The sequence below is a fragment of the Stenotrophomonas sp. UBA7606 genome, assembly GCF_002477705.1.
Lineage (GTDB): Bacteria > Pseudomonadota > Gammaproteobacteria > Xanthomonadales > Xanthomonadaceae > Stenotrophomonas.
This window is the reverse complement of sequence record NZ_DLJW01000071.1, coordinates 414-23,651: the sequence shown is the minus strand read 5'-3', so window position 1 is coordinate 23,651 and position 23,238 is coordinate 414. Positions and strand designations below refer to the sequence as shown.

Here is a 23,238-nt window from a genome sequence, read left to right as displayed (position 1 = left end):
ACGAAGCCGCCCAACTCAACCCGTTCGGCATGTCCCTCCCCCGTCACCCCCAGTGGTGCCGCTGTGCTCATTCCACCACATAATCCCAGCGGCTTGCTCTGACGTGGCAATGGCATCTTGCGCGCCGGTCGGAACAATCCGGACATCAGAAAAGCAAAACCCCAGATTTCTCTGGGGTTTTGGACGTTCTGAGACAAGCTCAGACTATCATCTGGCGCGCCCGGAGGGATTCGAACCCCCGACCAATGGCTTCGGAAGCCACTACTCTATCCGGCTGAGCTACGGGCGCATTGTGATCCGCGCGGCAAGGCCGGGCGGACGCGCATTCTAACGGCAAAATGTGCCGCAGGTCTGCCCCCTTGGCAAATTCGCAAGCCATGCCCACCCAACTGGTAACCTTTAGGGCATGAAGCACCCCACCACTACACCGCCGACCGCGGACCTTCGTTCGCGGCTCGGGCACTACTGGAAGTTGATGCGCGCCGACCGCCCGATCGGCACCCTGCTGCTGCTCTGGCCCACCTGGTGGGCGCTGTGGCTGGCCGCCGACGGCATACCGCCGCTGTGGACGCTGTTCGTGTTCACCGCCGGGGTCTGGCTGACCCGCTCGGCCGGCTGCGTGATCAACGACTACGCCGACCGCTGGCTGGACCCGCACGTCAAGCGCACCAAGGAGCGGCCGCTGGCCACCGGCGCGGTGTCCGGGCGCGAGGCACTGGCCCTGTTCGCCGGCTTGATGCTGGTGGCATTCGCGCTGGTGCTGACCCTGAATGCCCTGACCATCGGCCTGAGCTTCATCGGCGTATTCCTGGCCGCCAGCTACCCGTACCTCAAGCGCTACACCCACCTGCCGCAGGTCTATCTGGGCATGGCCTTTGGCTGGGGTATTCCAATGGCGTTTGCGGCCATCCAGGGTGAGGTGCCGCCCCTGGGCTGGGTGCTGTACGCCGCCAACATCCTCTGGTCCACCGCCTATGACACCTGGTACGCCATGGTCGACCGCGACGACGACCTGAAGGTCGGCTCACACTCCACCGCCATCCTGTTCGGCGATCTGGACCTGGTGATCCAGGGCATCCTGTATGCCCTGTTCTTCGCCGCGATGGCATTGGCAGGGCAGCGCGCGGGCCTGGGCTGGGCCTATTGGACCGGCATCGCCATGGCGATGGCATTGGTGGTCTACGAATTCTGGCTGTGCCGCAACCGCGAGCGTGAGCCCTGCTTCAAGGCCTTCCTGCACAACAACTGGGTCGGTGCGGTGCTGTTTGCCGGCATCGTCGCCAGCCAGTACCTGGAGTGAAAAAAAGCGGCCCGCAATGCGGGCCGCTTTTGTCTGGCCTGGGTAGAGCGCAGCCATGCTGCGCTGGGGCCTTGCCGGGAATGCCTTGCCGAGCATGGCTCGGCACTACCACCCGGTGATCACATCGCGCCGGCAGATTTGCCCAGCGAGCGCAGCCGGAACGCCGCAATCACCTGCAGCACGCCGTATACCAGCGCCAGCGCACCGATCCACAACGAAGTCACGATCAGGCCCGACAAGGGGTTGAGGGCAAACATCACGCCCAAGGCCACCGCCAGCAGGCCGCTGAGCACCAGCATCCACTCGCCGCGGATCTGCTTGCGCACGCGAATGGCGAAGATGATGCGGTAGATGCCGCCAACCACCAGCCACGCGGCCAGGAACAGCAGCAGCACACTGGCCGTTGCCAGCGGATTGATCAGCGCCAGCACGCCGAACGCAATCGATACCAGCGCATAGAACACTGCCCAGCCGCGCGATACCGGGGCCGAACCGCTGAACGCGGCCACCAGCACCACCACGCCCTCGACCAGGGCCATGACGCCAAGCCACATCGCCAGCAGCGCGGCAGTACGCACCGGCGACATCACCGTCAGCACGCCGAACACGATGGCCAGCAGGCCGAACAGCAAAACCACCCACCAGTTGCGCGCCAGGCTGCCAAACAGCGAGCCGGCCGGAAAAATCGGTGATGTACCCATTGCAGTCTCCTTTGAACGAAATAGAAGCGCCCTGTCGCCTTCAGTCTAGGCCGTGTCGCATGGCAATGGCATGCGCATGATCAATGCAGGCCCCAGCGTGCCCCCCCCCGCTCAGGGCACCCGTGCGGCTACCCAGGCATCCACCCGCTGCACACCGGCCCGGCGCAGCGCCCAGGCGGCCGCCTGCAGGGTGGCGCCGGTGGTCATCACATCGTCCACGAGTGCCACATGTGCGGGCAACGCGCCGCCGGCAATGAATGCAGCGCGCAGATTGCGGCGGCGCGCGGTCTGATCCAACCTGGACTGCGGCGCAGTGGCGTGGCGGCGGTGCAGCCCCTTGCACAGCGGCAGCTGCAGTGCGCGTGCCAGCGGCTTGGCCAGCTCCAGCGCCTGGTCGTAACCGCGCTCGCGCAGCCGCGCCAGATGCAGCGACACCGGCACCAGGGCTTGCGGTCGCTCCGCCGCGGCCAGCGCCTGCACCATCAGCGCTGCCAGCAGGCGGCCGGCCGACAGGTCGCGGTGGAACTTGAAGCGCAGCACCAGGGCGTTCAGCGGCGGCTGGTACAGGAACGCCGACCGCACCTGCTGCAATGGCGACCGGCCGCGTTGGCAGGCGCCACATACGCCGGCGATCTCGTCGGCCGGCAGCGGCAAGGCACAGCGCAGGCAAGCCGCTTCCATCCAGGGCAGATCGGCCGCACAGGCTGCGCACAGGTCGCGGCCCTGCGTACCCGATTCCCCGCACAACAGGCAGCACGGCGGAAACAGCAGCTGCGACAGACGCGCGCCAACGCCGTAAACCAAATTCGTTGACCAAAGGTTGACAGGGCGATTCATGCTGACCAGACTGCGCCGCTTCCGTAGTCGCAACCCTCAGGTAACACCGATGTCTGCTGTCATCCGCCACGACTGGAACCGCGAAGAACTGCTGGCGCTGTTTGCTCTGCCCTTCCCCGAACTGCTGCACATGGCCGCCAACGTGCACCGCCAGCACTTCGATCCAGCCCGGGTGCAGGTCTCGACCCTGCTCTCGGTCAAGACCGGCGGCTGCCCGGAAGACTGCGCCTACTGCCCGCAGGCCCAGCGCTACGACACCGGCGTGGACGCACAGAAGCTGATGGACACCGACAGCGTGGTGGCCCGTGCCCGCGCCGCCAAGCAGGCCGGCGCCTCGCGCTTCTGCATGGGTGCGGCCTGGCGCTCGCCCAAGGACCGCGACATCCCCAAGGTGGCGGCGATGATCCGCGAGGTGAAGTCGCTGGGGCTGGAGACCTGCGCCACCCTGGGCATGCTCGAAGGCCACCAGGCGCAGGCACTGAAAGACGCCGGGCTGGACTATTACAACCACAATCTGGACACCGCACCGGATTACTACGACTCCATCATCCACACCCGCCAGTACCAGGACCGCTTGGACACGCTGGAACACGTGCGCAACGCCGGCATGAAGACCTGCTGCGGCGGCATCGTCGGCATGGGCGAAACCCGCGAGCACCGTGCCGGCCTGCTGCAGGCGCTGGCCAACCTGCCGGCGCATCCGGATTCGGTGCCGATCAACCGCCTGGTGCAGGTCGCCGGCACCCCGCTGCACGGCAGTGCCGAGCTGGACCCGTTCGAGTTCGTGCGCATGATCGCGGTTGCCCGCATCACCATGCCGCGCTCGATGGTGCGGCTGTCGGCCGGGCGTGAAAGCATGAGCGACGAACTGCAGGCGCTGTGCTTCCTGGCCGGTGCCAACTCCATCTTCTATGGCGAAAAGCTGTTGACCACTGGCAACCCGGACACCGAGCGTGACCAGGCCCTGTTCAACCGCCTGGGTATCCAACCCATGCAGGTGGAAGTGGATGCCGATGGCCATGACCACCCCGGCACCGTGCACCTGGACATCGCCCCGGCCTGCGCCCGTAGCGCCTGAGCCCCGTACAGCCAACGGCTGCCGGGAATTCTCACAGGCAACCGGGTACGCTAGTCGGCCGCCAGACCATGAATCACTGCCATGGCCCGTCCTGATATCCACGAACGCATCCAAGACCAGCGCAAGCTCCGGCTTGCGCAGGGCCGCATCCGCACCCGGCGCACCATCAATCGCCGCGATGGCGTGCGCCTGGAAGTGGACGGGCGTTGGCTGACCGGGTTCTGCAGCAACGACTACCTGGGCCTGTCGCAGCAGTTCGAAGTGGTTGCCGCCCTGCAGGACGCCGCCAGCCGCGAAGGTGCCGGCAGCACCGCCTCGCACCTGGTCTGCGGTCACCACAGCCTGCACCAGCAGTTGGAGCAGGAAATGGCCGACTGGCTGGGCTACCCGCGTGCCCTGCTGTTCGACAGCGGGTTCATGGCCAACCTGGCCGTGCAGCAGGCCCTGCTCAGCGAGGAAAGCGACGTCTGCGTGCAGGACCGCCTGAACCACGCCAGCCTGCTCGACGCCACCCGACTGGCGGGTTGCCGCCTGCGCCGCTATCCGCATCTGGACAGCGAAGGCGCCATGCGCCAGCTCAAGAACAGCGGCGACGGCGCCGCCATGCTGGTCACCGATGGTGTCTTCAGCATGGATGGCGACATCGCCCCGCTGCGCTCACTGGCGCTGGTGGCACGCATGCAGGAGGCACTGTTCTATGTGGACGACGCCCACGGCATTGGCGTGGTCGGCGAACACGGCCGCGGCTGCGTGGCCGATGCCGGCCTGGGCGTGAATGAGGTGCCGCTGCAGTTGCTGACGCTGAGCAAGGCGCTGGGCGGCCATGGCGCGGTGGTGGTCGGCGAGGAAGCCCTGATCCAGCACCTGGCCGAGACCGCCCGCCCCTACATCTACACCACCGCCCTGCCGCCGGCACAGGCCGCCGCCTCGCTGGCCGCGGTGAAGCTGGCACGCCGCGACCACTGGCGCCGCGACAAGCTGACCGAACTGATCGCCGCCTTCCGCGACGGCGCACGCCGCCACGGCCTGGAGCTGATGGCCTCGGAAACCCCGATCCAACCGCTGCTGTGCGGCGACGAAACCACGGTGATGGCGCTGTCGGCGATGCTGGAGCAATCCGGCTTCCTGGTCAGCGCCATCCGTCCGCCAACCGTGCCCGAAGGCAAGGCCCGCCTGCGCGTCACCCTGTCGGCGCTGCATACCGTGGACCAGGTCAAGGCGCTGGTCGACGCCATCGCCAGCGCGCGTGACGTGGTGCTGTACCAGAAGTCCCTGAACACTGTTGCCTGAGAACCGGTTGTAGCCATGCATATCCACGTCACCGGCAGCGGACCGGCCCTGGTCCTGATCCACGGCTGGGCATTGCATGGCGGCATCTTCGCCCCCCTGGTCGAGCGTTTGGCACCGCACTACGAACTGCATGTGGTCGACCTGCCCGGGCACGGCCACAGCCGCGACGATGCCACCCCGTTGCGCCTGCCCTACCTGGTCAATGCCATCGCCAGCGCCACGCCGGCCGCAGTGTGGTGTGGCTGGTCGCTGGGCGGATTGGTGGCCCTGCATGCCGCTGCCACGCTGCCACAGGTGCGTGGGCTGGCGATGCTGGCCGCCACGCCGCGCTTCGTGCGCGACGGCGACTGGCCCGATGCCGTGGAGCCGGCGGTGTTCGAGCAGTTCGGCCGTGACCTTGAGCAGGACTACCGCGGCACCCTGGAACGCTTCCTCGCCCTGGACGTGATGGGTTCGCAGCATGCCCGCAGCGAGTTGCGCACCCTGCGCGATGCTCTGGTCGAACGCGGCGAGCCCGCCCCGCGCGCCCTGCACGAAGGCCTGGCCCTGCTGGAGCGCAGCGACCTGCGCGGCGCCCTGCCCGGCCTGCACAAGCCGGGCCTGTGGATCGGCGGCCAACGCGACCGGCTGGTGCCGGCCCGCGCCATGCACAGCGCCGCCGGCCTGGCCCCGGCCGGCCTGCATGCCGCCCACACCATCGAAGGCGGCGGCCACGCACCGTTCCTGGGCCACGCTGACCAGGTCGCCGGGCTGCTGCAACAGTTCGTTGCGGGCTGCGCGTGAGCCTTTTCAGGCAGCACGGCAGCGCATCACCGATCATGTGCCCCCACACACCGCACGAGGCTTGAGCCGATGGATCTTGGAATCGCCGGACGCTGGGCGCTGGTCTGCGCCGCCAGCAAGGGGCTGGGGCTGGGCTGCGCGCGGGCGCTGGCACGCGAGGGGGTGAACGTCGTCATCGTTGCCCGTGGCGCCGACGCACTGGCGGCCGCCGCAGACGGACTGCGCGCCCTGCCGGGCGCTGCCGAGGTGCGCAGCGTGGCCGCCGACATCACCACCGCCGACGGCCGTGCCGCCGCACTGGCCGCCTGCCCGCAGGTCGACATCCTGGTCAACAACGCCGGCGGCCCGCCGCCGGGCGATTTCCGCGACTGGGAGCGCGAACAGTGGCTGGCGGCGGTAGAGGCCAACATGCTCACCCCGATCGAGCTGATCCGCGCCACCGTCGACGCCATGGCCGCGCGTGGCTATGGCCGCGTGGTCAACATCACCTCCAGCTCGGTGAAGGCCCCGATCGACATCCTGGGCCTGTCCAACGGCGCCCGTTCCGGCCTGACCGGCTTTGTCGCCGGGGTCGCCCGCACCCACCTGGCGCGCAACGTCACCCTCAACAACCTGTTGCCGGGCGCGTTCGACACCGACCGGCTGCGCGGCACGCTGGACGCCAGCGCGCGCAAGCTGCAGCAGCCACTGGACGAGGTGGCCGCACGCCGCCGCGCCGCCATCCCTGCTGGCCGCTTCGGTACGGCGGACGAATTCGGCGCCGCCTGCGCCTTCCTGTGCAGCGTGCACGCCGGCTACATCACCGGGCAGAACCTGCTGATCGACGGCGGCGCCTACCCGGGCACCTTCTGACCTTCCACTGCGTACCTGCCATGTCTTCCCTGTTTGATCGCAACCACGTCCGCCGCGCCTTCGCGCGCGCCGCCTCCAGCTACCACGCCGCCGCCGTCCTGCAGCAGGAAGTGGCCAAGCGCCTGCTCGAATCGCTGGATTACCTGGAGGACCGGCAACCGCAGGTGGTGCTGGACGTTGGCAGCGGCCCCGGCCATTCCAGCGCAGCCATGAAAAAGCGCTGGCCCAAGGCGCAGGTGATCGCGCTGGATCTGGCCCAGCCGATGCTGGTGGAAGCAAAGAAACAGGCCGGCTGGTGGCGGCCGTTCTCGCGCGTGTGTGCCGATGCCCGGGCGCTGCCGCTGGCCGATAACAGCGTGGATGTGATTTTCAGCAACCTGTGCCTGCAATGGGTGGAAGACCTGCCGGCGGTGTTTGCCGGTTTCCGCCGCGTGCTCAAACCCGGCGGCCTACTGGTCTGTTCCACCTTTGGCCACGACACGCTGGTGGAGCTGCGCGCCGCCTTCGCCCAGGCCGACGACACCGCCCATGTCAGCCGCTTCGTACAGATCGCTCAGTTCGGTGACGCGCTGCTGGCAGCCGGTTTCCGCGACCCGGTGCTGGACCGCGACATGTTCACCCTTACCTACGACGACCTGCCTGCCTTGATGCGCGAGCTCAAGGCCATCGGCGCCACCAACGCCATGCACGACCGCCGCCATACCCTCACCGGGCGCGGCCGCCTGGCGGCCGCGCAGGCGGCCTACGAACCGCTGCGCCGCACCGACGGCAAGCTGCCCAGCAGCTGGGAAGTGATCTATGCCCACGCCTGGGCGCCGGAGCCTGGCGCACCGATCCGCGAGCATGGCCACGACGTGGCCAGCGTGCCGCTGGCGTCGATCCCGATCCGGCGCAAACCCAAGGCCTGAGCTGCCAGCACCTGCCAAGGGCGGCGCACCGCGCCGGTTTCATCCCTCGCCGGCCCGCCCGACCTGAAGGCATGGCCTTCGGTCGCTGCTCAGGCAGCACGCCGGTGGCGTGCAAGCAGGGCTTCCTTTTGTCACGCAGAAGGGAGAGACCAAAGCTGCTGGCGTACAGCGCTCTCGTCACCACTACCCTGCCAGGCGGCGGCGGCTCAGCCGCCCACCTGCGCGATCCAATCCTGCAGGTTGTAGTAATTGCTCACCCGCGTGATCAAGCCGTCGCGCACATCGAAGAATGCCCCACCCGGCAGCACGTAGCGCTGTCCACGGGCGGGCGGCAGGCCTTCGTCGGTATGGTGGTACTCACCGTGCACCACATACTCGGCGGCGGCACGGTTGCCACTGTCATCGGCCATGACCACCACCTCGCGCAACTGCTCGCGGTAGCTGACCTCCATGCGCTGCAGGAAGGCCGCAAACGCCTCGCGGCCGTGCTCGCGCGCACCCTGGTTGAGGTCATGCACCACGTCCTCGTCCAGGCAGGCCAGCATGCCAACCCAGTCGCCACGGTTGAACGCCTCGTAGTACGCGTGGATGAGCACCATGGCACGGCGCCGCGGGCTGACTTCAGTGTGGTCCATGTAACCCTCGCAAACGACTCAGGCGCCTTTGGCAAACAGGTCGCGGTGGAAAAAGTAGACCTCCTGCACCAGGAAACGCCAACTGGTGTGGAAGCTGCGGAAGCGCGTGCTCGGCGTGGACGAGGCCAACGCATCGATACCCAGCTCCTGTGACAGGCGCAGCGCGCGCGCCATGTGCAACGGGTCGCTGACCACGATCACCTTGTGCAGGTCGTTCTGTTTCATCAGCACCTTGGCTTCCACCAGGTTCTGGCGGGTGGTGCGTGACTTGGTCTCGATCAGGATGGCCTCGGCGGGGATCTTCTGCTTCAGGGCATAGCGCCGCGCCACCTGCGATTCGGAGAAGCGCGCACGCGCGCCACCAAAGCCACCGGTGAAGATCAGCTTGGGCGCATAGCCCTGCCGGTACAGGTCCAGGCCATGGCGGATACGCTCCTCGAACACCGGTGAAGGCTTGGCGTCATACGCCGCCGCGCCGAGCACGATGATCGCGTCCGCCGGTGCGGCCTGGTCGCGGTCGCCCACCCAGATGATCCAGGCCGCCACACCCAGCAACCACAACAGCAGCAGGACGCTGAACCGCCACACCCAACCCAGCAGGCCAACCCGTCCACGCGTTGCCGTCATGCCAGGCTCCACGGCAGTGCATCCAGATCGACATTGCCACCGGACAACAGCAAGCCGACCGTGCGCCCGGCAAACCGCTGCGGCTGCGCAAGCACCGCCGCCAGGGTGATCGCCGAGGACGGCTCCACCGTCTGCTTCATCACCTGCCAGATCAGCCGCATTGCCGCCACGGTGTCAGCATCGTCCACGGTGATGACCTGCGCATGCGAGCGCAGCAAGGCGAAATTGGGGGCACCGAGGGCACCGCGCAGGCCATCGCACACGGTATCCGGCACGAAATCGACCTGCCGCCGGTCCGCCGCCAGCGAGCGCGCCGTATCGGCTGCACCAGCCGGCTCGGCCAGGATCAGTTCGCAATCGGGCAACAATGCCTGCATCGCCAGCAGGCTGCCGCCGGCCAGGCCACCGCCGCCCACCGGCACCACCAACACGTCCAGGGTCGCCCCTGCCTGGCGGATCAGTTCCATCGTCGCCGTGCCCTGGCCGGCGATCACCCGCGCATCGGCATAGGGATGGACCAGCTCGGCGCCGGTCTGCTGGCGTATGCGTTCACATTCGGCCTCACGCGCCACCTGGGTGGGCGCGCAGCGCCACAGCTGCGCGCCATGCCGGGCGATATTGGCCAGCTTTGCCGCCACCGCACCTTCGGGCACCACAACGTGGCAGGGGATGCCACGCGAACGCGCCGCCAACGCCAGCGCCGCACCGTGGTTGCCGGAAGAATGGGTAACCACTCCATTCAGCGCCTGCATCGCATCCAGCGACCACACCGCGTTGCAGGCGCCACGGAACTTGAACGCGCCACTGCGCTGCAGGTGCTCGGCCTTGAAATGCAGGCTGGCACCGGCCAGGGCATCGAGCTCCCGCGACCGCAGCACCGGCGTGACCGTGGCATGGGAGGCAATGCGCGCCGCGGCGGCCAGCACCTCGGCAAAGCCGGGCAAGGTGAGTTCATTCATGGTGAAAGGTTAGCCTAGGCTCCTGCCCCGGGACCATCTCATCTGCGCACATGCCTGCAGTTCAGGTAGACCGGAACAATTAAGGGGCGATTCAATGCATTGGCCCGAAGCTGGATGCCATTCCCACTGGGGGGGACTCATCATGATCAAGCGACTCATCATTGCCACCGGGCTGCTGGTTGGCCTGTCCGGCTGCGCCACCTATGACTACGTCGATGGTGGGGCGGGTGGTTACTACCATGGCTCGCCTTCGGTGCAGTACAGCTATCCCTATGGCTACCCGTATGGCGGTTATGACGGTGGCTACTATGGTGGCGCTTACTACGGCAGTGGCTATTACGGCAGCTATGGCTACCCAGGCTACCGTCCGGTTTACCGTCCGCGTCCGCCGCAGCATGGCCATGGTCAGCGCCCGCCAGGTAATGGCAACGGGCATGGCCCGCGCCCGGGTGGCGGCCATGACCACAATGGCAATGGGCCGCGTCCGCCGGGCAACGGCAATGGGCACGGTCCGCGGCCGGGCGGCGACAACGACCACAACGGCAACGGGCCGCGTCCGCGTCCGCCGGTCAATGGCGGCGGTGGCAAGTCGCCGTGGCGTGACCTGGACCGCCTGCAACGCCCACAGCAGCGCGCCAATCCGCAGGCGATGCAGCAACCCCGTGCCATGCCCCGCCCGCAGGCCATGCCATCACGTCCGGCCATGCAGCCCCGGCCGATGGCCCAGCCGCGGCCGGCCGCACAGGCCCGCCCGGCCCCCGCCCGACCGCCGTCACAAAGTCGACCCGGTCACGTAGTCAGGAATGTGGAGAAATAAAAAGGTTGCATTTGCCCTTGATGCAGGCAATGCTTGGCCTCACGGGTGACCGGTTGCGTCGCTAAGTGACCCAAACCGGTCAACACCCGACAGCTCAATGTCGATGTCCGCCAGGAAATCTGGATCCCCCCTGTTCCGGCCCTGTCGGGCATCGGCGCCTAATAAAGACAAAGCCCCGGCCTAGGCCGGGGCTTTGTCTTTTAACGCTTTCCCGCCAAGGCGGGCCTTGCCTGACTGCAAGGCCGGTAGTCCCCCGACTACCGGCCCCCTGCTACCCCAACGTGCGCTTCGGTCGGCCCCTGTTCCAATTCCGACCTTGTTGCGCCTATGTCGCATGCCACGCTGGGTGCAATGTATTAACTGCAGGTTGCGTGCCAACTTTAGGCCTGACCTCTAACAAATTTGCTTTGGCGGTAAAATCAGCAAGCCGGCTGGTTTGCACCGGGGAATACCCCGGCGACTGACTTCACACTTTTCCGAATCAATCTCACGCCCATGAGCGACTCCTTCTACCGTTACGACGTCATCGTCATCGGCGCCGGCCACGCCGGTACCGAGGCGGCCCTGGCTGCCGCGCGCGGCGGCGCCCGCACTCTGTTGCTGACCCACAACGTCGAAACGGTGGGCGCGATGAGCTGCAACCCAGCTATTGGCGGCATCGGCAAGGGCCATCTGGTCAAGGAAATCGACGCCCTGGGCGGGGCCATGGCGCATGCCGCTGACCGTGCCGGCATCCAGTGGCGCACCCTCAATGCCTCCAAGGGCCCGGCGGTGCGCGCCACCCGCTGCCAGGCCGACCGCAACCTGTACCGCATGGCGATCCGCGGCATCGTCGAGTCCCAGCCCAACCTGACCGTGTTCCAGGCCGCGGTGGATGATCTGATCATCGACGGCGACGCCATCCGCGGCGCCATCACCCAGACCGGCCTGACCTTCCACGCCCCAGCGGTGGTGCTGACCGCCGGCACCTTCCTGGCCGGCAAGATCCATATCGGCGAAACCCAGTACACCGCCGGCCGCATGGGCGACCCGCCGGCCACCACCCTGGCCGCGCGCCTGCGCGAGCGCCCGTTCGCCATCGACCGCCTGAAGACCGGCACCCCGCCGCGCATCGACGGCCGTTCGCTGGACTACAGCGTGATGGACGAACAGCCCGGCGATGACCCGTTGCCAGTGATGTCCTACCTGGGCGATGTCCGCGAGCACCCACAGCAGGTGAGCTGCTGGATCACCCATACCAGCGAGCGCACCCACGACATCATCCGTGGCGCGCTGCATCGTTCACCGCTGTACAGCGGCCAGATCGAAGGCATCGGCCCGCGTTACTGCCCGTCCATCGAGGACAAGGTGGTGCGCTTTGCCGAGAAGAACAGCCACCAGATCTTCGTCGAGCCTGAGGGCCTGGACGTGGTCGAGATCTATCCCAACGGCATCTCCACCTCGCTGCCATTCGACGTGCAGCTGGAACTGGTACGCAGCATCCGTGGTTTCGAGCAGGCACATATCACCCGCCCGGGCTATGCCATCGAGTACGACTTCTTCGATCCGCGTGGTTTGAAGAACACGCTGGAGACCCGCCAGGTCGCCGGCCTGTTCTTCGCCGGCCAGATCAACGGCACCACCGGCTATGAAGAAGCCGGCGCACAAGGCCTGCTGGCCGGCATCAACGCCGCCCTGTTCGTGCAGGGCAAGGACGGCTGGTGCCCGCGCCGCGACGAAGCCTATATCGGCGTGCTGGTCGACGACCTGATCACCCACGGCACCAGCGAGCCGTACCGCATGTTCACCAGCCGCGCCGAGTACCGGTTGCAGCTGCGCGAGGACAACGCCGACGCCCGCCTGACCCCGACCGGCCGCGAGCTGGGCCTGGTCGATGACCGCCGCTGGACCGCGTTCGAGACCAAGCAGGCCGCCGTTGCCAGCGAGAGCGCACGCTTGCGTGGCATCTGGGCAACGCCGGGCAATGCCCTGGGCCGCGAAGTGGCCGAAACCACTGGCGTGGCGGTCAGTCGCGAAACCAATGTGCTGGACCTGATCAAGCGCCCCGAGCTGGACTACGCCAAGTTGATGCAGGTGCCGTCGCTGGGCCCCGGCGTGGAAGACGCACGCGTGGCCGAGCAGGTGGAGATCAGCGTCAAGTACGCCGGTTACCTGGACCGTCAGCGCGAAGAGATCGAACGCCAGCAGCGCCATGAAAACACCGCGATCGCCGAAGGCTTCGACTTCGCCTCGGTGCGCGGCTTGTCGGCCGAGGCACTGCAGAAGCTGGAACGCGTGCGCCCGCAAAGCATCGGCCAGGCACAACGCATACCCGGCATGACGCCCGCGGCAATCTCGCTGCTGCTGGTGCACCTGGAACGGGCACGCCGCGGCAAGGTGGCGTGAGTTTTCGGGAGGCGCTGTTGAAGCCTTGAAAGCCTACCCCTCCCCAGCCCTCCCCTTTGCTTCGCAAAAGGGAGGGAGCAGAAGCGGCGCTCCGCCATCTGAAAGACCACACCAAACAGCCCTCTCCCTTGCGCCGAAGGCGGAGGGGAGGGTTGGGGAGGGGTGCCATTGGCACCCCTCCCGACATAGATCGCGCCACATCAGTTACATCAGCGCATCTTCGCTGCATCTGGTTTCCAGACAACTACCCGGCCGCCTGAAGCCTTGCACAAAGCTGCAATCAAGCCGCGCGCTATCATTCGCATCAACGCCTCACCAACATCGAGTTCCAGCATGCCCGCACTCCGCCCCTTCCTGGACAAAACCCCCACCCTCGGCGAGCGCGTCTATATCGACGAGGCCTGCACCATCATCGGTGACGTGCACATCGGTGACGATGCCTCGGTGTGGCCGGGCACGGTGATCCGCGGCGATGTGAATTACGTCCGCATCGGTGCGCGTACCAATGTGCAGGACGGCACCATCATCCATGTCAGCCATGACAGCCCCTACAACAAGGGTGGCTTCCCCACGCTCATCGGCGAAGGGGTCACCGTGGGCCATGGCTGCATCATCCATGCCTGCACCATCGGTGATTACTGCCTGATCGGCATGGGCGCCTGCATCCTCGATGGCGCGGTGATCGAAGCCAATGCCTTCATCGCTGCCGGCGCGGTCATAGGCCCCGGCAAGCGCGTGAAGAGCGGCCAGCTGTGGGCCGGCAACCCGGCCCGGCTGATGCGCGAACTCACCGAAAAAGACATCGAGGGCCTGCGCTATTCGGCCGATCACTACGTCCGGGTAAAGGACCAGTACCGGTCCATGCAGGGCTGATCCAACGGGCAAGACCGGCAAGTGGCGATTCCGTCCAAGGTTGCATGGGGATCGCCCCCCAGCACCGAGCACGCTGGGTTTTCACCCTGCCCCCCGTTACAGTCAGCACTCTGACTAAGGATGTGACAGAGACACGCATGCCCCAGGCTGCCGCCCGGACGGGAAACCGGGCCCCCCAACGCCACCGCGCCTATCCGGAATGCCCGCAATGACGGCAGCGCGGCCGATGCTGGATACCTACCGCGAGGTCATCACCCCCGAAGGCGTGCCGCTGCAGCTGCCGGCCGCCGGGCCCGTGCCGCGTGCGCTGGCCTGGCTGATCGACCTGATCATCCGTTTCGGCGCGCTGGCCCTGATGAGCCCCTTGCTGATCCCCTTGGGTGGCCTGGGCAAGGGGCTGTATCTGGGGCTGATGTTCCTGATGTTCTGGGCCTACCCCATCGTACTGGAGGTCTGTTGGGGCCGCACCCTGGGCAAACGTGCGCTGGGGCTGCGCGTGGTCGCCCGTGACGGCGCGCCGCTGGGCTGGCTGCAGGCCATCGTCCGCAACCTGCTGCGCACCGTGGACATGCTGCCGTTCGGCTATGCGGTGGGGCTGGTCAGCTGCCTGTGCGATGCGCATGGGCGCCGTCTGGGGGATCTGGTGGCCGGCTCGCTGGTGGTCCATACCCCGCCGCGCGCGGCCACCGCGCCGGCGCGCATCGATACCGTACTGGCACCCCCGCTGGCCCTGCAGCCCAACGAGCAGATCGCGCTGATCGCCTTTGCCGAGCGCGCGCCCGCACTGTCGTCGGCGCGCCAGCAGGAGCTGGCCGACATCGCCAGCGGGCTCAGCCAGGACCGCGGCCAGACCGGCGTGCTGCGCCTGTATGCGATGGCCAACTGGCTGCTGGGGCGGCGATGAGACAGGAACAGTTCGTTACCCGTTACCAGCAGGAGTGGCAGCAGTTCGAGAACTGGCTGCAGCAACGCGGTGAGCAACGCAGCAGGAAGACCACCCCATCGGCCGACCTGCCGGGCGATGAAACCATCCCACAGCGCTACCGGCGGCTGTGCCAGCAGCTGGCATTGGCCCAGCACCGCGGCTACAGCCCGCAGCTGGTAGAGCACCTGCAACAGCTGATGCAACGCGGCCACAACCTGCTCTATCGCACGCCCACGCCACGCTGGCAGCGCGCGGTGGAATTCCTGTTTGCCGATTTCCCGCTGGCGGTGCGCAGCCAGGCCGCGTCGATGTGGGCGGCCTGCGCCCTGTTCGTGCTGCCGTTGGTCGGTATTTTCGTGCTGCTGCAGTACAAGCCCGAACTGGTGCACCTGCTGCTGGAGCCTTCGCAGATCACACAGATGGAAAAGATGTACGACCCCAACGCCGACAGCCTGGGCCGCGACAGCGGCACCGACTGGGCGATGTTCGGCCACTACATCATGAACAACATCAGCATCGGCCTGCGCACCTTTGCCAGCGGCCTGGTGGCCGGCATCGGCACCATCCTGGTGCTGGTGTTCAACGGCATCACCATCGGTGCGGTGGCTGGCCACCTGCAACAGGCCGGCTATGGCGAACCGTTCTGGCGTTTCGTGGTTGGCCATGCGCCCTTCGAGCTGACCGCCATCGTCATTGCCGGCGGTGCCGGGCTGCAGTTGGGCCTGCGCCTGCTGGCACCGGGCCGCATGCGGCGCGTCGACGCGCTGGTGGAAGGCGGCCGGATAGGGGCAAGGCTGTGCCTGGGCGTGGCCTTCATGCTGTTGGTGGCGGCCTTCATCGAGGCGTTCTGGTCGTCGATTGCCTGGGTGCCGATGTGGGGCAAGCTGACGGTGTCGGCGGTGTTGTGGCTGCTGGTGCTGGGCTGGCTGTGGCGCGGTGGGCGCGGGGGCGGCCATGCGCATTGACCAACTGGATGTGGTGCTGCGCGCGCGCTCGCAATGGGAAGCCATGGAGCTGGGGACCGCGCTGGTCCGCCGCCACGCGCGCGCCATCTGGAAGCCCTGGCTGCTGGTGGCGTTGCCGCTGTTCGCGCTGCTCAATCTCGGTGGCTGGTGGCTGGACAACTTCCTGCTGCCGGCCATGCTGATGTGGTGGTTGAAGCCGGCGTTGGAACGCATTCCGCTGTATGTGATCTCGCGCGGGGCCTTTGGTGCCGAGCCCGGCACCGCCGATACCCTGCGTGCCCAGCTGCGGTGGGGCTGGCGTGGATTGCTTGCCTACCTGACCTGGCGCCGGCTCAGCCCGGCGCGCTCGCTGCTGATGCCGGTGGACCTGCTGGAAGGTGGCGACCCTGCCCTGCGGCGGGCGCGGCGCGGTGCCCTGGGCAATGCCAGCTATGGCCATGCGGCGATGCTCACCTGGGTCTGCTTCCACTTTGAACTGATGCTGCAATTGGCCGGCGTCTCGCTGATCTTCATGTTCGTGCCGCTGGACCTGCTGTCCGAATCCCTGCGCGCAGCCTGGTCGCTGATCGGCGATGAAACACCGGCCTGGGCCTGGGTGGGCTTCAACCTGCTGTCGCTGGTTGCAATGAGCGTGATCGGCCCGTTCTACAGCGGCGCCGGTTTTGGCCTGTACCTCAACCGCCGCACCCAGCTGGAAGCCTGGGACGTGGAAATCGCCTTCCGCCGCCTGCGTGAACGCTTGGCCAAGCTGGCGCCGACGCTGGCGCTGGTGATGGCCTTGCTGGCACCGATGGCGCTGCCGGTGCAGGCACAACAAGCCGACGGCACCGCCACCGCGCATGCCAACCACAAGACCGCACCACCGGTGGCCGACAGCCCGCAGGCCGTGTTCGGGCCCAGCGATGCCGACACCGCCGGTTTCCGCCAGGCCGCCGCACGCGCCTACGAAGATCCGCAGCTGGGTGCCCAGCGCACCGTCACCCAATGGCAGAAAAAGGCGGAGGAGGAGCAGGACAAGAACGCACCCGACCTGCCGCAGCTGCCGCTGGAGGCCATCGGCAAGCTGCTGGCGTTGATCAGCGAAAGCATCCTGTGGATCGTGCTGGGCATCGTGGTGCTGGCACTGCTGCTGACCGCCCGCTGGTGGCTGCCCTGGCTGCGCGGCACCGGCAAGCGCCAGCGCAGCGAAGAGTCCCCGGTGACCCAGGAGGTGCTGCAGCTGCCCGAGGTGCTGCCACCGGATATCCTGGGCAGTGCCCGCCGCCTGTGGCGTGAGGGCAAGCCCCGGCATGCACTGGCGCTGTTGTACCGCGCCTCGGTCGAGGTGCTGGTGCAACGCGCCGATGTACTGCTGCCGCCCGGTGCCACCGAAGCACAATGCCTGCGGGCGTCGCGGCGCATGCCGCGTGAGCAGGACCGGGAGCTGTTCGGGCAGATGGTGCGCACCTGGCAGTACGCGGCCTATGCCGGTCGCCTGCCCAGCGATGCCGAGTTCGATGCGCTTGCCGCGTCCCTGCACCAGCATTTCGGGTGGCCGGCATGAGCCCGCGCGCGCGCAACGCGCTGATCGCCGTGCTGGCGCTGCTGCTGGGGGCGGTGGTGTTGGTGTGGTTTCTGCACAACTACGAGCGGGTAAGCCGGCAGGTGCCTTTGCCGGCCTACGGTGAGCCCACCTACAACGACCTGTTCGCACTGCGCGAAACCCTGCGCCGCGACGGCAACAAGGCCGAAACCCAGCGCCAGCTCAACCTGGCCACCACTGGCCTGCAGCCGGGCGACACCGTATTGATGCTGGATGACCCGCGCAAGCTCAGCCCGGCACAGGTCGAGGGACTGTTGGACTGGGTGGAGTTTGGCGGCCACCTGCTGCTCCGCGCACCCGCAGCGGATGAGGACACCGACAGCGAGGACACCGGCCTGCTGCCCCGGTTGGGGGTAGTGCCCAGCGCTGTCGATGCCCGTTGCCAGCACTGGAACGTGCCCGGCCAGGAACCACACCAGGAGTTCTGCCAGGGCAATCGCTTCCGCCTTGATGGCAGCACCCGCGCCGAACGCCGCTGGGGCGATGCGCAGGATGACACGCTGGTCTGGGCCCGGCTGCGCTACGGGCTGGGGCGGGTAGACGTGCTGGCGCAGATGGATTTCCTGCTCAACGGCAAGAGCGAGTACGACACCGGCCTGCGCGACGTACCGCACCGTGACCTCACCCGCCTGCTGCTGGCGCCCAACTACGGCAAGGGCACCACCTACCTCATCTACGCGATGGAGATGCCGTCGCTGTGGAAGACCATTTACAAGCGCGGCTGGCCGATCTGGGTGCCGCTGTTGCTGGCCCTGCTGGGCTGGCTGTGGATGCGCTGCCAGCGTTTCGGGGCGGAACTGCCCTCCCCGCGCGGCGACCGCCGCTCGCTGCTGGAACACGTGCGCGCCAGCGGCGAGCACCTGCACCGCCATGGCAAGGCACCGCTGCTGTACGACGCGGTGCGCCAGACCTTCCTCAAGCGCCTGCGGCTGCGTGCACCGATAGCCGCCGCACTCAGTGGCGACAGCCAGGCCCAGGCCATCGCCGACCACCTGCAATGGCCCGTGGCGCGGGTGAAAACCGCGCTGCAGGTTCCACCTTCGCGCGATGACACCGCCCTGCGTGAGCGCATCCGTCTCCTCATCCAGATGAGAAACCTGCTATGACCGACCTGCCAACCCCACCCGACCTGCCCGCTACCGCGCTGGCCCCCGCTGCCGCGCCCGTGCCTGCCGCAGGCCCCGGCAATACGGCGCTGATCGAACGCGTGGAACGCATCCGCGATGCCGTTGGCCAGGCCTTCATCGGCCAGACCGATGTACTCGACCAGATCCTGATCGCCTTGCTGGCCGGTGGCCACGTGCTGATCGAGGGTGTGCCGGGCCTGGGCAAGACCCTGCTGGTGCGTGCGCTGGCACAGGCGCTGGAGCTGGACTATGCGCGCGTGCAGTTCACCCCGGATCTGATGCCCAGCGACGTCAGCGGCCACGCGGTCTATGACCCCAAGACCGAGAGCTTCAAGATCCGCCGCGGCCCGGTGTTCACCAATCTGCTGCTGGCCGACGAGATCAACCGGGCACCTGCCAAGACCCAGTCCGCGCTGCTGGAAGTAATGCAGGAAGGCCAGGTCACCATCGAGGGGAAGGGCTTCGCGCTGACCCCGCCGTTCCTGACCCTGGCCACGCAGAACCCGGTGGAACAGGAAGGCACCTACCCGCTGCCCGAAGCCCAGCTCGACCGCTTCCTGCTGAAGGTGTTGATCGACTACCCGCAGCTGGAGGACGAGAAGCAGATGGTGCAGGCCATCACCACCGGCCGCACCGCCAGCGACTTCAATCTCAGCCAGGTTCCGCGCGTGCTCAGTGGTGCCGACGTGGTCGAGCTGCAGAAGGCGGTGGCGGCAATCACCGTTGATCCGCAGGTGATCGACTACGCGGTGCGCATTGTTGCCGCCACCCGCAAGTGGCCGGGCATCGCGCTGGGCGCTGGCCCGCGCGGCAGCATCGCGCTGGTGCGTGCGGCACGCGCGCAGGCAGTACTGTCCGGCCGCGATTTCGTAACCCCCGATGACGTGCGTGAGATCGCAAAGCCGGCGCTGCGCCACCGCATCGCGTTGGCGCCGGAGATGCAGATTGAAGGCCAATCCGCCGACGACGCCCTGACCGCCCTGCTCGCCAAGGTGGAGGCTCCGCGCAAGTGAACAAGGCGGCAGGCCCAAGCATCCACAACGGAGCCCCTGCTCCTGCCCCCTCCCTTGCATGCGAAGCACGCGGGAGAGGGCTGGAAAGGGATGCTTCTGCTTCTGCTCCTGCCCCCTCCCTTGCGTGCGAAGCACGCAGGGGAGGGCTGGGGAGGGGTGCTCCTGCTCCTGCTCCTGCTTCCACTACCCCCACCGCCCCACCCCATCCGAACCCCAGGGCCGCCGCGTGAGACCCGCTCCCCTACTGATCGTCCTGCTGGTGCTGTGGGGCCTGCTCGGCATCCCGGTGGCGTTGCACTACCTGCCGCAGCTGCCATGGGCCGTCACCGGCGCAGTGATCGGCGCAGTGGCGCTGCTGGACATGCTACTGCTGGTCCGCCGCCCCACCCCGTTGGTGCAGCGCGAACTCCCCGATTCGCTCGCGCTTGGCGTCGAGCGCGAAACCTGGCTGCAGCTGGATGCCTTTGGGCGCCAGCGCGTGGATGTATTCGACCTGCTGCCCGATGGCTGGCAGGCAGAAGGGCTGCCACGCCGCCTGCGCCTGCGCGGCACCAGCGAGACCCGCTTCAGCTACCGCTTCACCCCGACCAACCGCGGCACCTTCGTGTTTGAAGGCGTGCACCTGCGGCTGCACTCGCCCCTGCAGCTGTGGCACCAGCAACGCCTGACCGCAACGCCGCAGACAGTGCGCGTGTACCCCAACTTCGTCCCGCTGACGCGCTTGGCCCTGCTCAGCGCGGAAATGGCCTCGCGCCTGGTCGGCGCCCACCTCAAGCGCCGCCGTGGTGAAGGCACCGACTTCCATCAGATGCGCGAATACCGCGTTGGTGACAGCCTGCGCCAGATCGACTGGAAGGCCACTTCGCGCGCACGCAAGCTGATCTCGCGCGAGTACCAGGACGAAAAGAACCAGCAGTTGGTGATGATGATCGACACCGGCCGCCGCATGATGGCGATCGAGGACGGTCTGTCGCATTTCGACCATGTCCTGAACGCCGCACTGGTGGTGTCGTACCTGGCGCTGCGCCAAGGCGATGGCGTGGGCCTGCTTGCCAACGGCAGCGACAATCGCTGGGTTGCACCCAAGCGTGGGCTGGGCGCGATCGACAGCCTGCTGCGCGCCAGTTATGACCTGCAGGCACGGCCGGTGGCCACCGACTACCTGGCCGCGGCCACCGAACTGTCGCTGCGGCAATCCCGCCGCAGCCTGGTGATGCTGATCACCAATGTCCGTGATGAAGACATCGAGGATCTGTTGGCGGCGGTACGCCTGCTGCAGAAGCGGCATCTTGTCTGCGTGGCCAGCCTGCGCGAACGCGAGCTGGACGACACCCTTGCACGCGACGTGGAAACCCTGCCCGATGCATTGCAGGCCGGCGCCATCGCCCGCTACCTGCAGCAACGCAGCGATGCCCACGATGCCCTGCGCAGCCACCGGGTGATGGTGCTGGACGTCACCGCCGAGGAGTTGCCGGCGGCGCTGGTCGAACGCTACCTGGCGGTGAAACGCGATGGCCTGCTGTAAACAACCCTCTGCCTCGGTTTCGCGGCTCACCCAGCCCGCAAAAAACCAAACTCTGTAGTGCCGAGCCATGCTCGGCAGGGGCCTTACCGGTCAAGCCTCAGCCGAGCATGGCTCGGCTCTACACCGGTGCTCCAATCTTCCGCGTAGCGAACGGGCAGGCTGGAGAGAGGTTTGCTTTGCCGCTGGCGATCTTGCGTTTGCTTCGCGGCTCACGCCGCTCCCACAAAAGACCCAAACCCTTAATGCCGCCCCCTGCTCGGCAAGGGCCTCACCGACAACGCCCATGTAGTGCCGAGCCATGCTCGGCAGGGGCCTTACCGGTAAAGCCTCAGCCGAGCATGGCTCGGCTCTACAGTTACTGGGGCTCGCCGCTTACGCCGCTCCCACACAAAGCATTCAAAGATAGATACGCGTCGTGCCCTGCGGCGCATCGTCGATGATGGCGTGCGGCAGGAAGCGCGCACTGTCACGGGTGATGCGGCTGTTGTCCTCGCGGATGCCCACACCACAAGCGCGGTCACCCACCACCCAACTGCCCACCAACGGGTAGTTGCCCTCGAATACCGGCAAGGCATGAAACGCCTGGCGGATGCTGGGCCCGCTGTACGGCCCTTCGCTTTCCTGCCAGCTGCCATCGTCCATATGCATGGCCACGTTGGCACCTTCGCGCGAATGCAGCGGCTTGCGCACCCAGCCGGCCGGCAGCGCGCTGCCGTCATCGAAATACGATTCGAGCAGGTTCGGGTGGCCACGATGGCGCTGCCACAACAGCGGCAGGATGCCCTTGTTGCTCAACACCGCCTTCCACGCCGGTTCCAGCAGCTGCACGCCCGAACGCGGCAAGGCCGCGCCGAATTCCTCGCGCATCAGGTCTTCCAGCGGGTACAGCTTGAACAGGCTGCCAATCACCACATCGTCCAGATCAGTGAAACGGCCGTCTTCGGACAGGCCAATATCCTCGATGGCGATGGCCGCCCCGCGCAGCCCGGCCTGCGCCGCACAATCGCGCAGGTAGGCGACCGTGCCCTGGTCTTCCTCGGACTCGCCCACCGCACTGAAATACAGCGGCGGCGGCAGGCGCGAGGCCAGTTCGGCAAAACGCTCCACCAGGGTTTCGTGGAGGGAGTTGAACTGATCGGCCTGTTGCGGCAAGGCGCCACGGTTGCGCTGATCCTCCAGCCATTGCCACTGGAAGAACGAGGCCTCGTACAGCGAGGTGGGCGTGTCGTAGTTCAGCTCGTACAGCTTGGCCGGGCCGTTGCCGTCATAGGCAAAATCCAGGCGGCCGTAGAGATGCGGGTCGCGGCGACGCCAGCTTTCGGCGATCCAGTCGCGGAACGCCTCGGGGATGGCCAGCTGCGCCATCAGCGCCTCGCTGCCCACCACTTCGCCCACCAGATCCAGCGCCATGGCATGCAGCTCGGCGCTGGGGTCCTCGATATCGTTTTCGATCTGGCGCAGGGTGAAGGCGTAATACGCGCTTTCATCCCAGTAAGGCGCACCGTCGATGGTGTGGAAGCGGAAACCGGCTTCGGCAGCACGGTCCCGCCAGTTGCCACGCTCGGCAATCGCAACGCGCTTCACTGCATCAACCGCCGACGCTGCTGCGGCCGCCGCTACGGGCGCCAAAACCGCCACGGCTGGCGGTGACGGCACGGTTGGGCTCGGCGCTGACCTGCGCCAGGCCGGCCTTGCCGGCACCAATGCCGCTGGCCGTGTTCAGGCCACCGCTGCCGCCCGGTGCAGGCTTGGCCCAACCGTTGGCCTTGTCCTTGAACGCCGGCTGCGCGGCTGGCGGTGCGGCCACCGCGCCACGGCTGCCGTTGAGCATCTGCGACATGAAGAAGCCCATCATCATCGGCCCGATGAACGAGGTGCCAGCGCTGGTGTGCTGCTGCACGCACTGCTCGGCCGGGTACTCCTTGGCGCACTCTTCCTTGCTGGCGTACTTGGGTGCGGCATCGGCAGACTGCTGCTGGGCAGCGGCAAACGCCTCGCGGCAGCTGGACGGATTGCCGGTGGCCTCGGAGCAGGCTTCCACCGAGGTGTACAGCCC

The 23,238-nt window shown here is 67.2% G+C and carries 23 protein-coding genes and 1 tRNA gene; 15 read left to right on the top strand and 9 right to left on the bottom strand.

What is annotated here, in order from left to right:
• Window positions 1-212 precede the first annotated feature (212 nt).
• Window positions 213-289, bottom strand: a tRNA-Arg gene (locus tag B2527_RS09605).
• A gap of 117 nt (window positions 290-406) precedes the next feature.
• Between B2527_RS09605 and ubiA the strand changes: the two genes are divergently transcribed.
• Window positions 407-1,300 carry a 4-hydroxybenzoate octaprenyltransferase gene (gene ubiA / locus B2527_RS09600; protein WP_293708791.1) on the top strand — a complete coding sequence of 298 codons (894 nt, stop codon included), beginning with the start codon at window positions 407-409 and terminating at the stop codon, window positions 1,298-1,300.
• A gap of 119 nt (window positions 1,301-1,419) precedes the next feature.
• Here ubiA and B2527_RS09595 read toward each other — a convergent pair whose 3' ends face one another.
• Together B2527_RS09595 and B2527_RS09590 are read right to left on the bottom strand one after the other, a co-directional pair.
• Entirely contained in the window at window positions 1,420-2,001 is a 582-nt protein-coding gene (locus B2527_RS09595; RefSeq protein ID WP_293708789.1) for an HdeD family acid-resistance protein, read from the bottom strand.
• 111 nt (window positions 2,002-2,112) lie between these two features.
• Complete coding sequence (locus B2527_RS09590; RefSeq protein WP_293708787.1) at window positions 2,113-2,838, bottom strand: ComF family protein; 726 nt, start codon at window positions 2,836-2,838, stop codon at window positions 2,113-2,115.
• A 49-nt stretch (window positions 2,839-2,887) separates the two neighbouring features.
• Here B2527_RS09590 and bioB point away from each other — a divergent pair, with 49 nt between their 5' ends.
• The 5 genes from bioB to bioC all read left to right on the top strand — a co-directional run bounded on the left by bioB (window position 2,888) and on the right by bioC (window position 7,749).
• On the top strand, window positions 2,888-3,916 hold the full coding sequence (gene bioB / locus B2527_RS09585; protein ID WP_293708785.1) for a biotin synthase BioB: 1,029 nt from the start codon (window positions 2,888-2,890) through the stop codon (window positions 3,914-3,916).
• 81 nt (window positions 3,917-3,997) lie between these two features.
• Window positions 3,998-5,206: an 8-amino-7-oxononanoate synthase gene (bioF, locus tag B2527_RS09580; protein WP_293708783.1), complete on the top strand. Its 1,209-nt coding sequence runs from the start codon at window positions 3,998-4,000 to the stop codon at window positions 5,204-5,206.
• A 15-nt stretch (window positions 5,207-5,221) separates the two neighbouring features.
• A complete protein-coding gene (gene bioH, locus B2527_RS09575) occupies window positions 5,222-5,989 on the top strand; it encodes a pimeloyl-ACP methyl ester esterase BioH (RefSeq protein WP_293708782.1) in 768 nt (255 codons plus the stop codon).
• Window positions 5,990-6,058: 69 nt separating this feature from the next.
• On the top strand, window positions 6,059-6,841 hold the full coding sequence (locus B2527_RS09570) for an SDR family oxidoreductase (protein ID WP_293708780.1): 783 nt from the start codon (window positions 6,059-6,061) through the stop codon (window positions 6,839-6,841).
• A gap of 20 nt (window positions 6,842-6,861) precedes the next feature.
• On the top strand, window positions 6,862-7,749 hold the full coding sequence (bioC, locus tag B2527_RS09565; protein WP_293708778.1) for a malonyl-ACP O-methyltransferase BioC: 888 nt from the start codon (window positions 6,862-6,864) through the stop codon (window positions 7,747-7,749).
• Between the two features lie 206 nt (window positions 7,750-7,955).
• Here the strand turns inward: bioC and B2527_RS09560 are convergent, their stop codons facing one another.
• From B2527_RS09560 to B2527_RS09550, 3 genes are read right to left on the bottom strand one after another with little or no spacing between them, the layout of a single operon-like run.
• A complete protein-coding gene (locus tag B2527_RS09560; protein WP_293708776.1) occupies window positions 7,956-8,384 on the bottom strand; it encodes a ketosteroid isomerase-related protein in 429 nt (142 codons plus the stop codon).
• A gap of 18 nt (window positions 8,385-8,402) precedes the next feature.
• Entirely contained in the window at window positions 8,403-9,011 is a 609-nt protein-coding gene (locus B2527_RS09555) for a YdcF family protein (protein WP_293708775.1), read from the bottom strand.
• Window positions 9,008-9,970: a pyridoxal-phosphate dependent enzyme gene (locus B2527_RS09550; protein ID WP_293708773.1), complete on the bottom strand. Its 963-nt coding sequence runs from the start codon at window positions 9,968-9,970 to the stop codon at window positions 9,008-9,010. The genes B2527_RS09555 and B2527_RS09550 overlap by 4 nt, the downstream gene beginning before the upstream one ends.
• A 142-nt stretch (window positions 9,971-10,112) precedes the next feature.
• Between B2527_RS09550 and B2527_RS09545 the strand changes: the two genes are divergently transcribed.
• A complete protein-coding gene (locus B2527_RS09545) occupies window positions 10,113-10,787 on the top strand; it encodes a hypothetical protein (RefSeq protein ID WP_293708771.1) in 675 nt (224 codons plus the stop codon).
• A gap of 495 nt (window positions 10,788-11,282) precedes the next feature.
• Window positions 11,283-13,172, top strand: a complete 1,890-nt coding sequence (mnmG, locus tag B2527_RS09540) for a tRNA uridine-5-carboxymethylaminomethyl(34) synthesis enzyme MnmG (RefSeq protein WP_293708769.1) — start codon at window positions 11,283-11,285, stop codon at window positions 13,170-13,172.
• A 209-nt stretch (window positions 13,173-13,381) separates the two neighbouring features.
• Here mnmG and B2527_RS09535 read toward each other — a convergent pair whose 3' ends face one another.
• Window positions 13,382-13,507, bottom strand: a complete 126-nt coding sequence (locus B2527_RS09535; protein WP_293708767.1) for a hypothetical protein — start codon at window positions 13,505-13,507, stop codon at window positions 13,382-13,384.
• Here B2527_RS09535 and B2527_RS09530 point away from each other — a divergent pair.
• From B2527_RS09530 to B2527_RS09500, 7 genes are all read left to right on the top strand, one after another.
• Window positions 13,506-14,045, top strand: a complete 540-nt coding sequence (locus tag B2527_RS09530; protein WP_293708766.1) for a gamma carbonic anhydrase family protein — start codon at window positions 13,506-13,508, stop codon at window positions 14,043-14,045. The two genes, B2527_RS09535 and B2527_RS09530, sit on opposite strands and share 2 nt — an antisense overlap.
• A gap of 208 nt (window positions 14,046-14,253) precedes the next feature.
• A complete protein-coding gene (locus B2527_RS09525) occupies window positions 14,254-14,949 on the top strand; it encodes an RDD family protein (protein WP_293708765.1) in 696 nt (231 codons plus the stop codon).
• Window positions 14,946-15,935 carry a stage II sporulation protein M gene (locus tag B2527_RS09520; protein ID WP_293708763.1) on the top strand — a complete coding sequence of 330 codons (990 nt, stop codon included), beginning with the start codon at window positions 14,946-14,948 and terminating at the stop codon, window positions 15,933-15,935. The genes B2527_RS09525 and B2527_RS09520 overlap by 4 nt, the downstream gene beginning before the upstream one ends.
• Window positions 15,925-17,478, top strand: coding sequence for a DUF4129 domain-containing protein (locus B2527_RS09515; RefSeq protein WP_293708762.1), 1,554 nt, complete (start codon window positions 15,925-15,927; stop codon window positions 17,476-17,478). Before B2527_RS09520 ends, B2527_RS09515 begins: the two co-directional genes overlap by 11 nt.
• Entirely contained in the window at window positions 17,475-18,623 is a 1,149-nt protein-coding gene (locus B2527_RS09510; RefSeq protein ID WP_293708760.1) for a DUF4350 domain-containing protein, read from the top strand. The genes B2527_RS09515 and B2527_RS09510 overlap by 4 nt, the downstream gene beginning before the upstream one ends.
• The gene (locus B2527_RS09505; protein WP_293708758.1) at window positions 18,620-19,657 is read left to right on the top strand and encodes an AAA family ATPase; all 1,038 of its coding nucleotides are present in this window, start codon (window positions 18,620-18,622) and stop codon (window positions 19,655-19,657) included. Before B2527_RS09510 ends, B2527_RS09505 begins: the two co-directional genes overlap by 4 nt.
• Window positions 19,658-19,883: 226 nt before the next feature.
• Window positions 19,884-21,182: a DUF58 domain-containing protein gene (locus B2527_RS09500; RefSeq protein ID WP_293708756.1), complete on the top strand. Its 1,299-nt coding sequence runs from the start codon at window positions 19,884-19,886 to the stop codon at window positions 21,180-21,182.
• Between the two features lie 396 nt (window positions 21,183-21,578).
• On the opposite strand, the gene B2527_RS09495 is transcribed toward B2527_RS09500, so the two are convergent.
• Complete coding sequence (locus B2527_RS09495) at window positions 21,579-22,766, bottom strand: glutathionylspermidine synthase family protein (RefSeq protein WP_293708754.1); 1,188 nt, start codon at window positions 22,764-22,766, stop codon at window positions 21,579-21,581.
• A gap of 4 nt (window positions 22,767-22,770) precedes the next feature.
• On the bottom strand, window positions 22,771-23,238 hold a 468-nt coding region (locus tag B2527_RS09490), incomplete at its 5' end, for a DUF1190 domain-containing protein (RefSeq protein WP_293708752.1).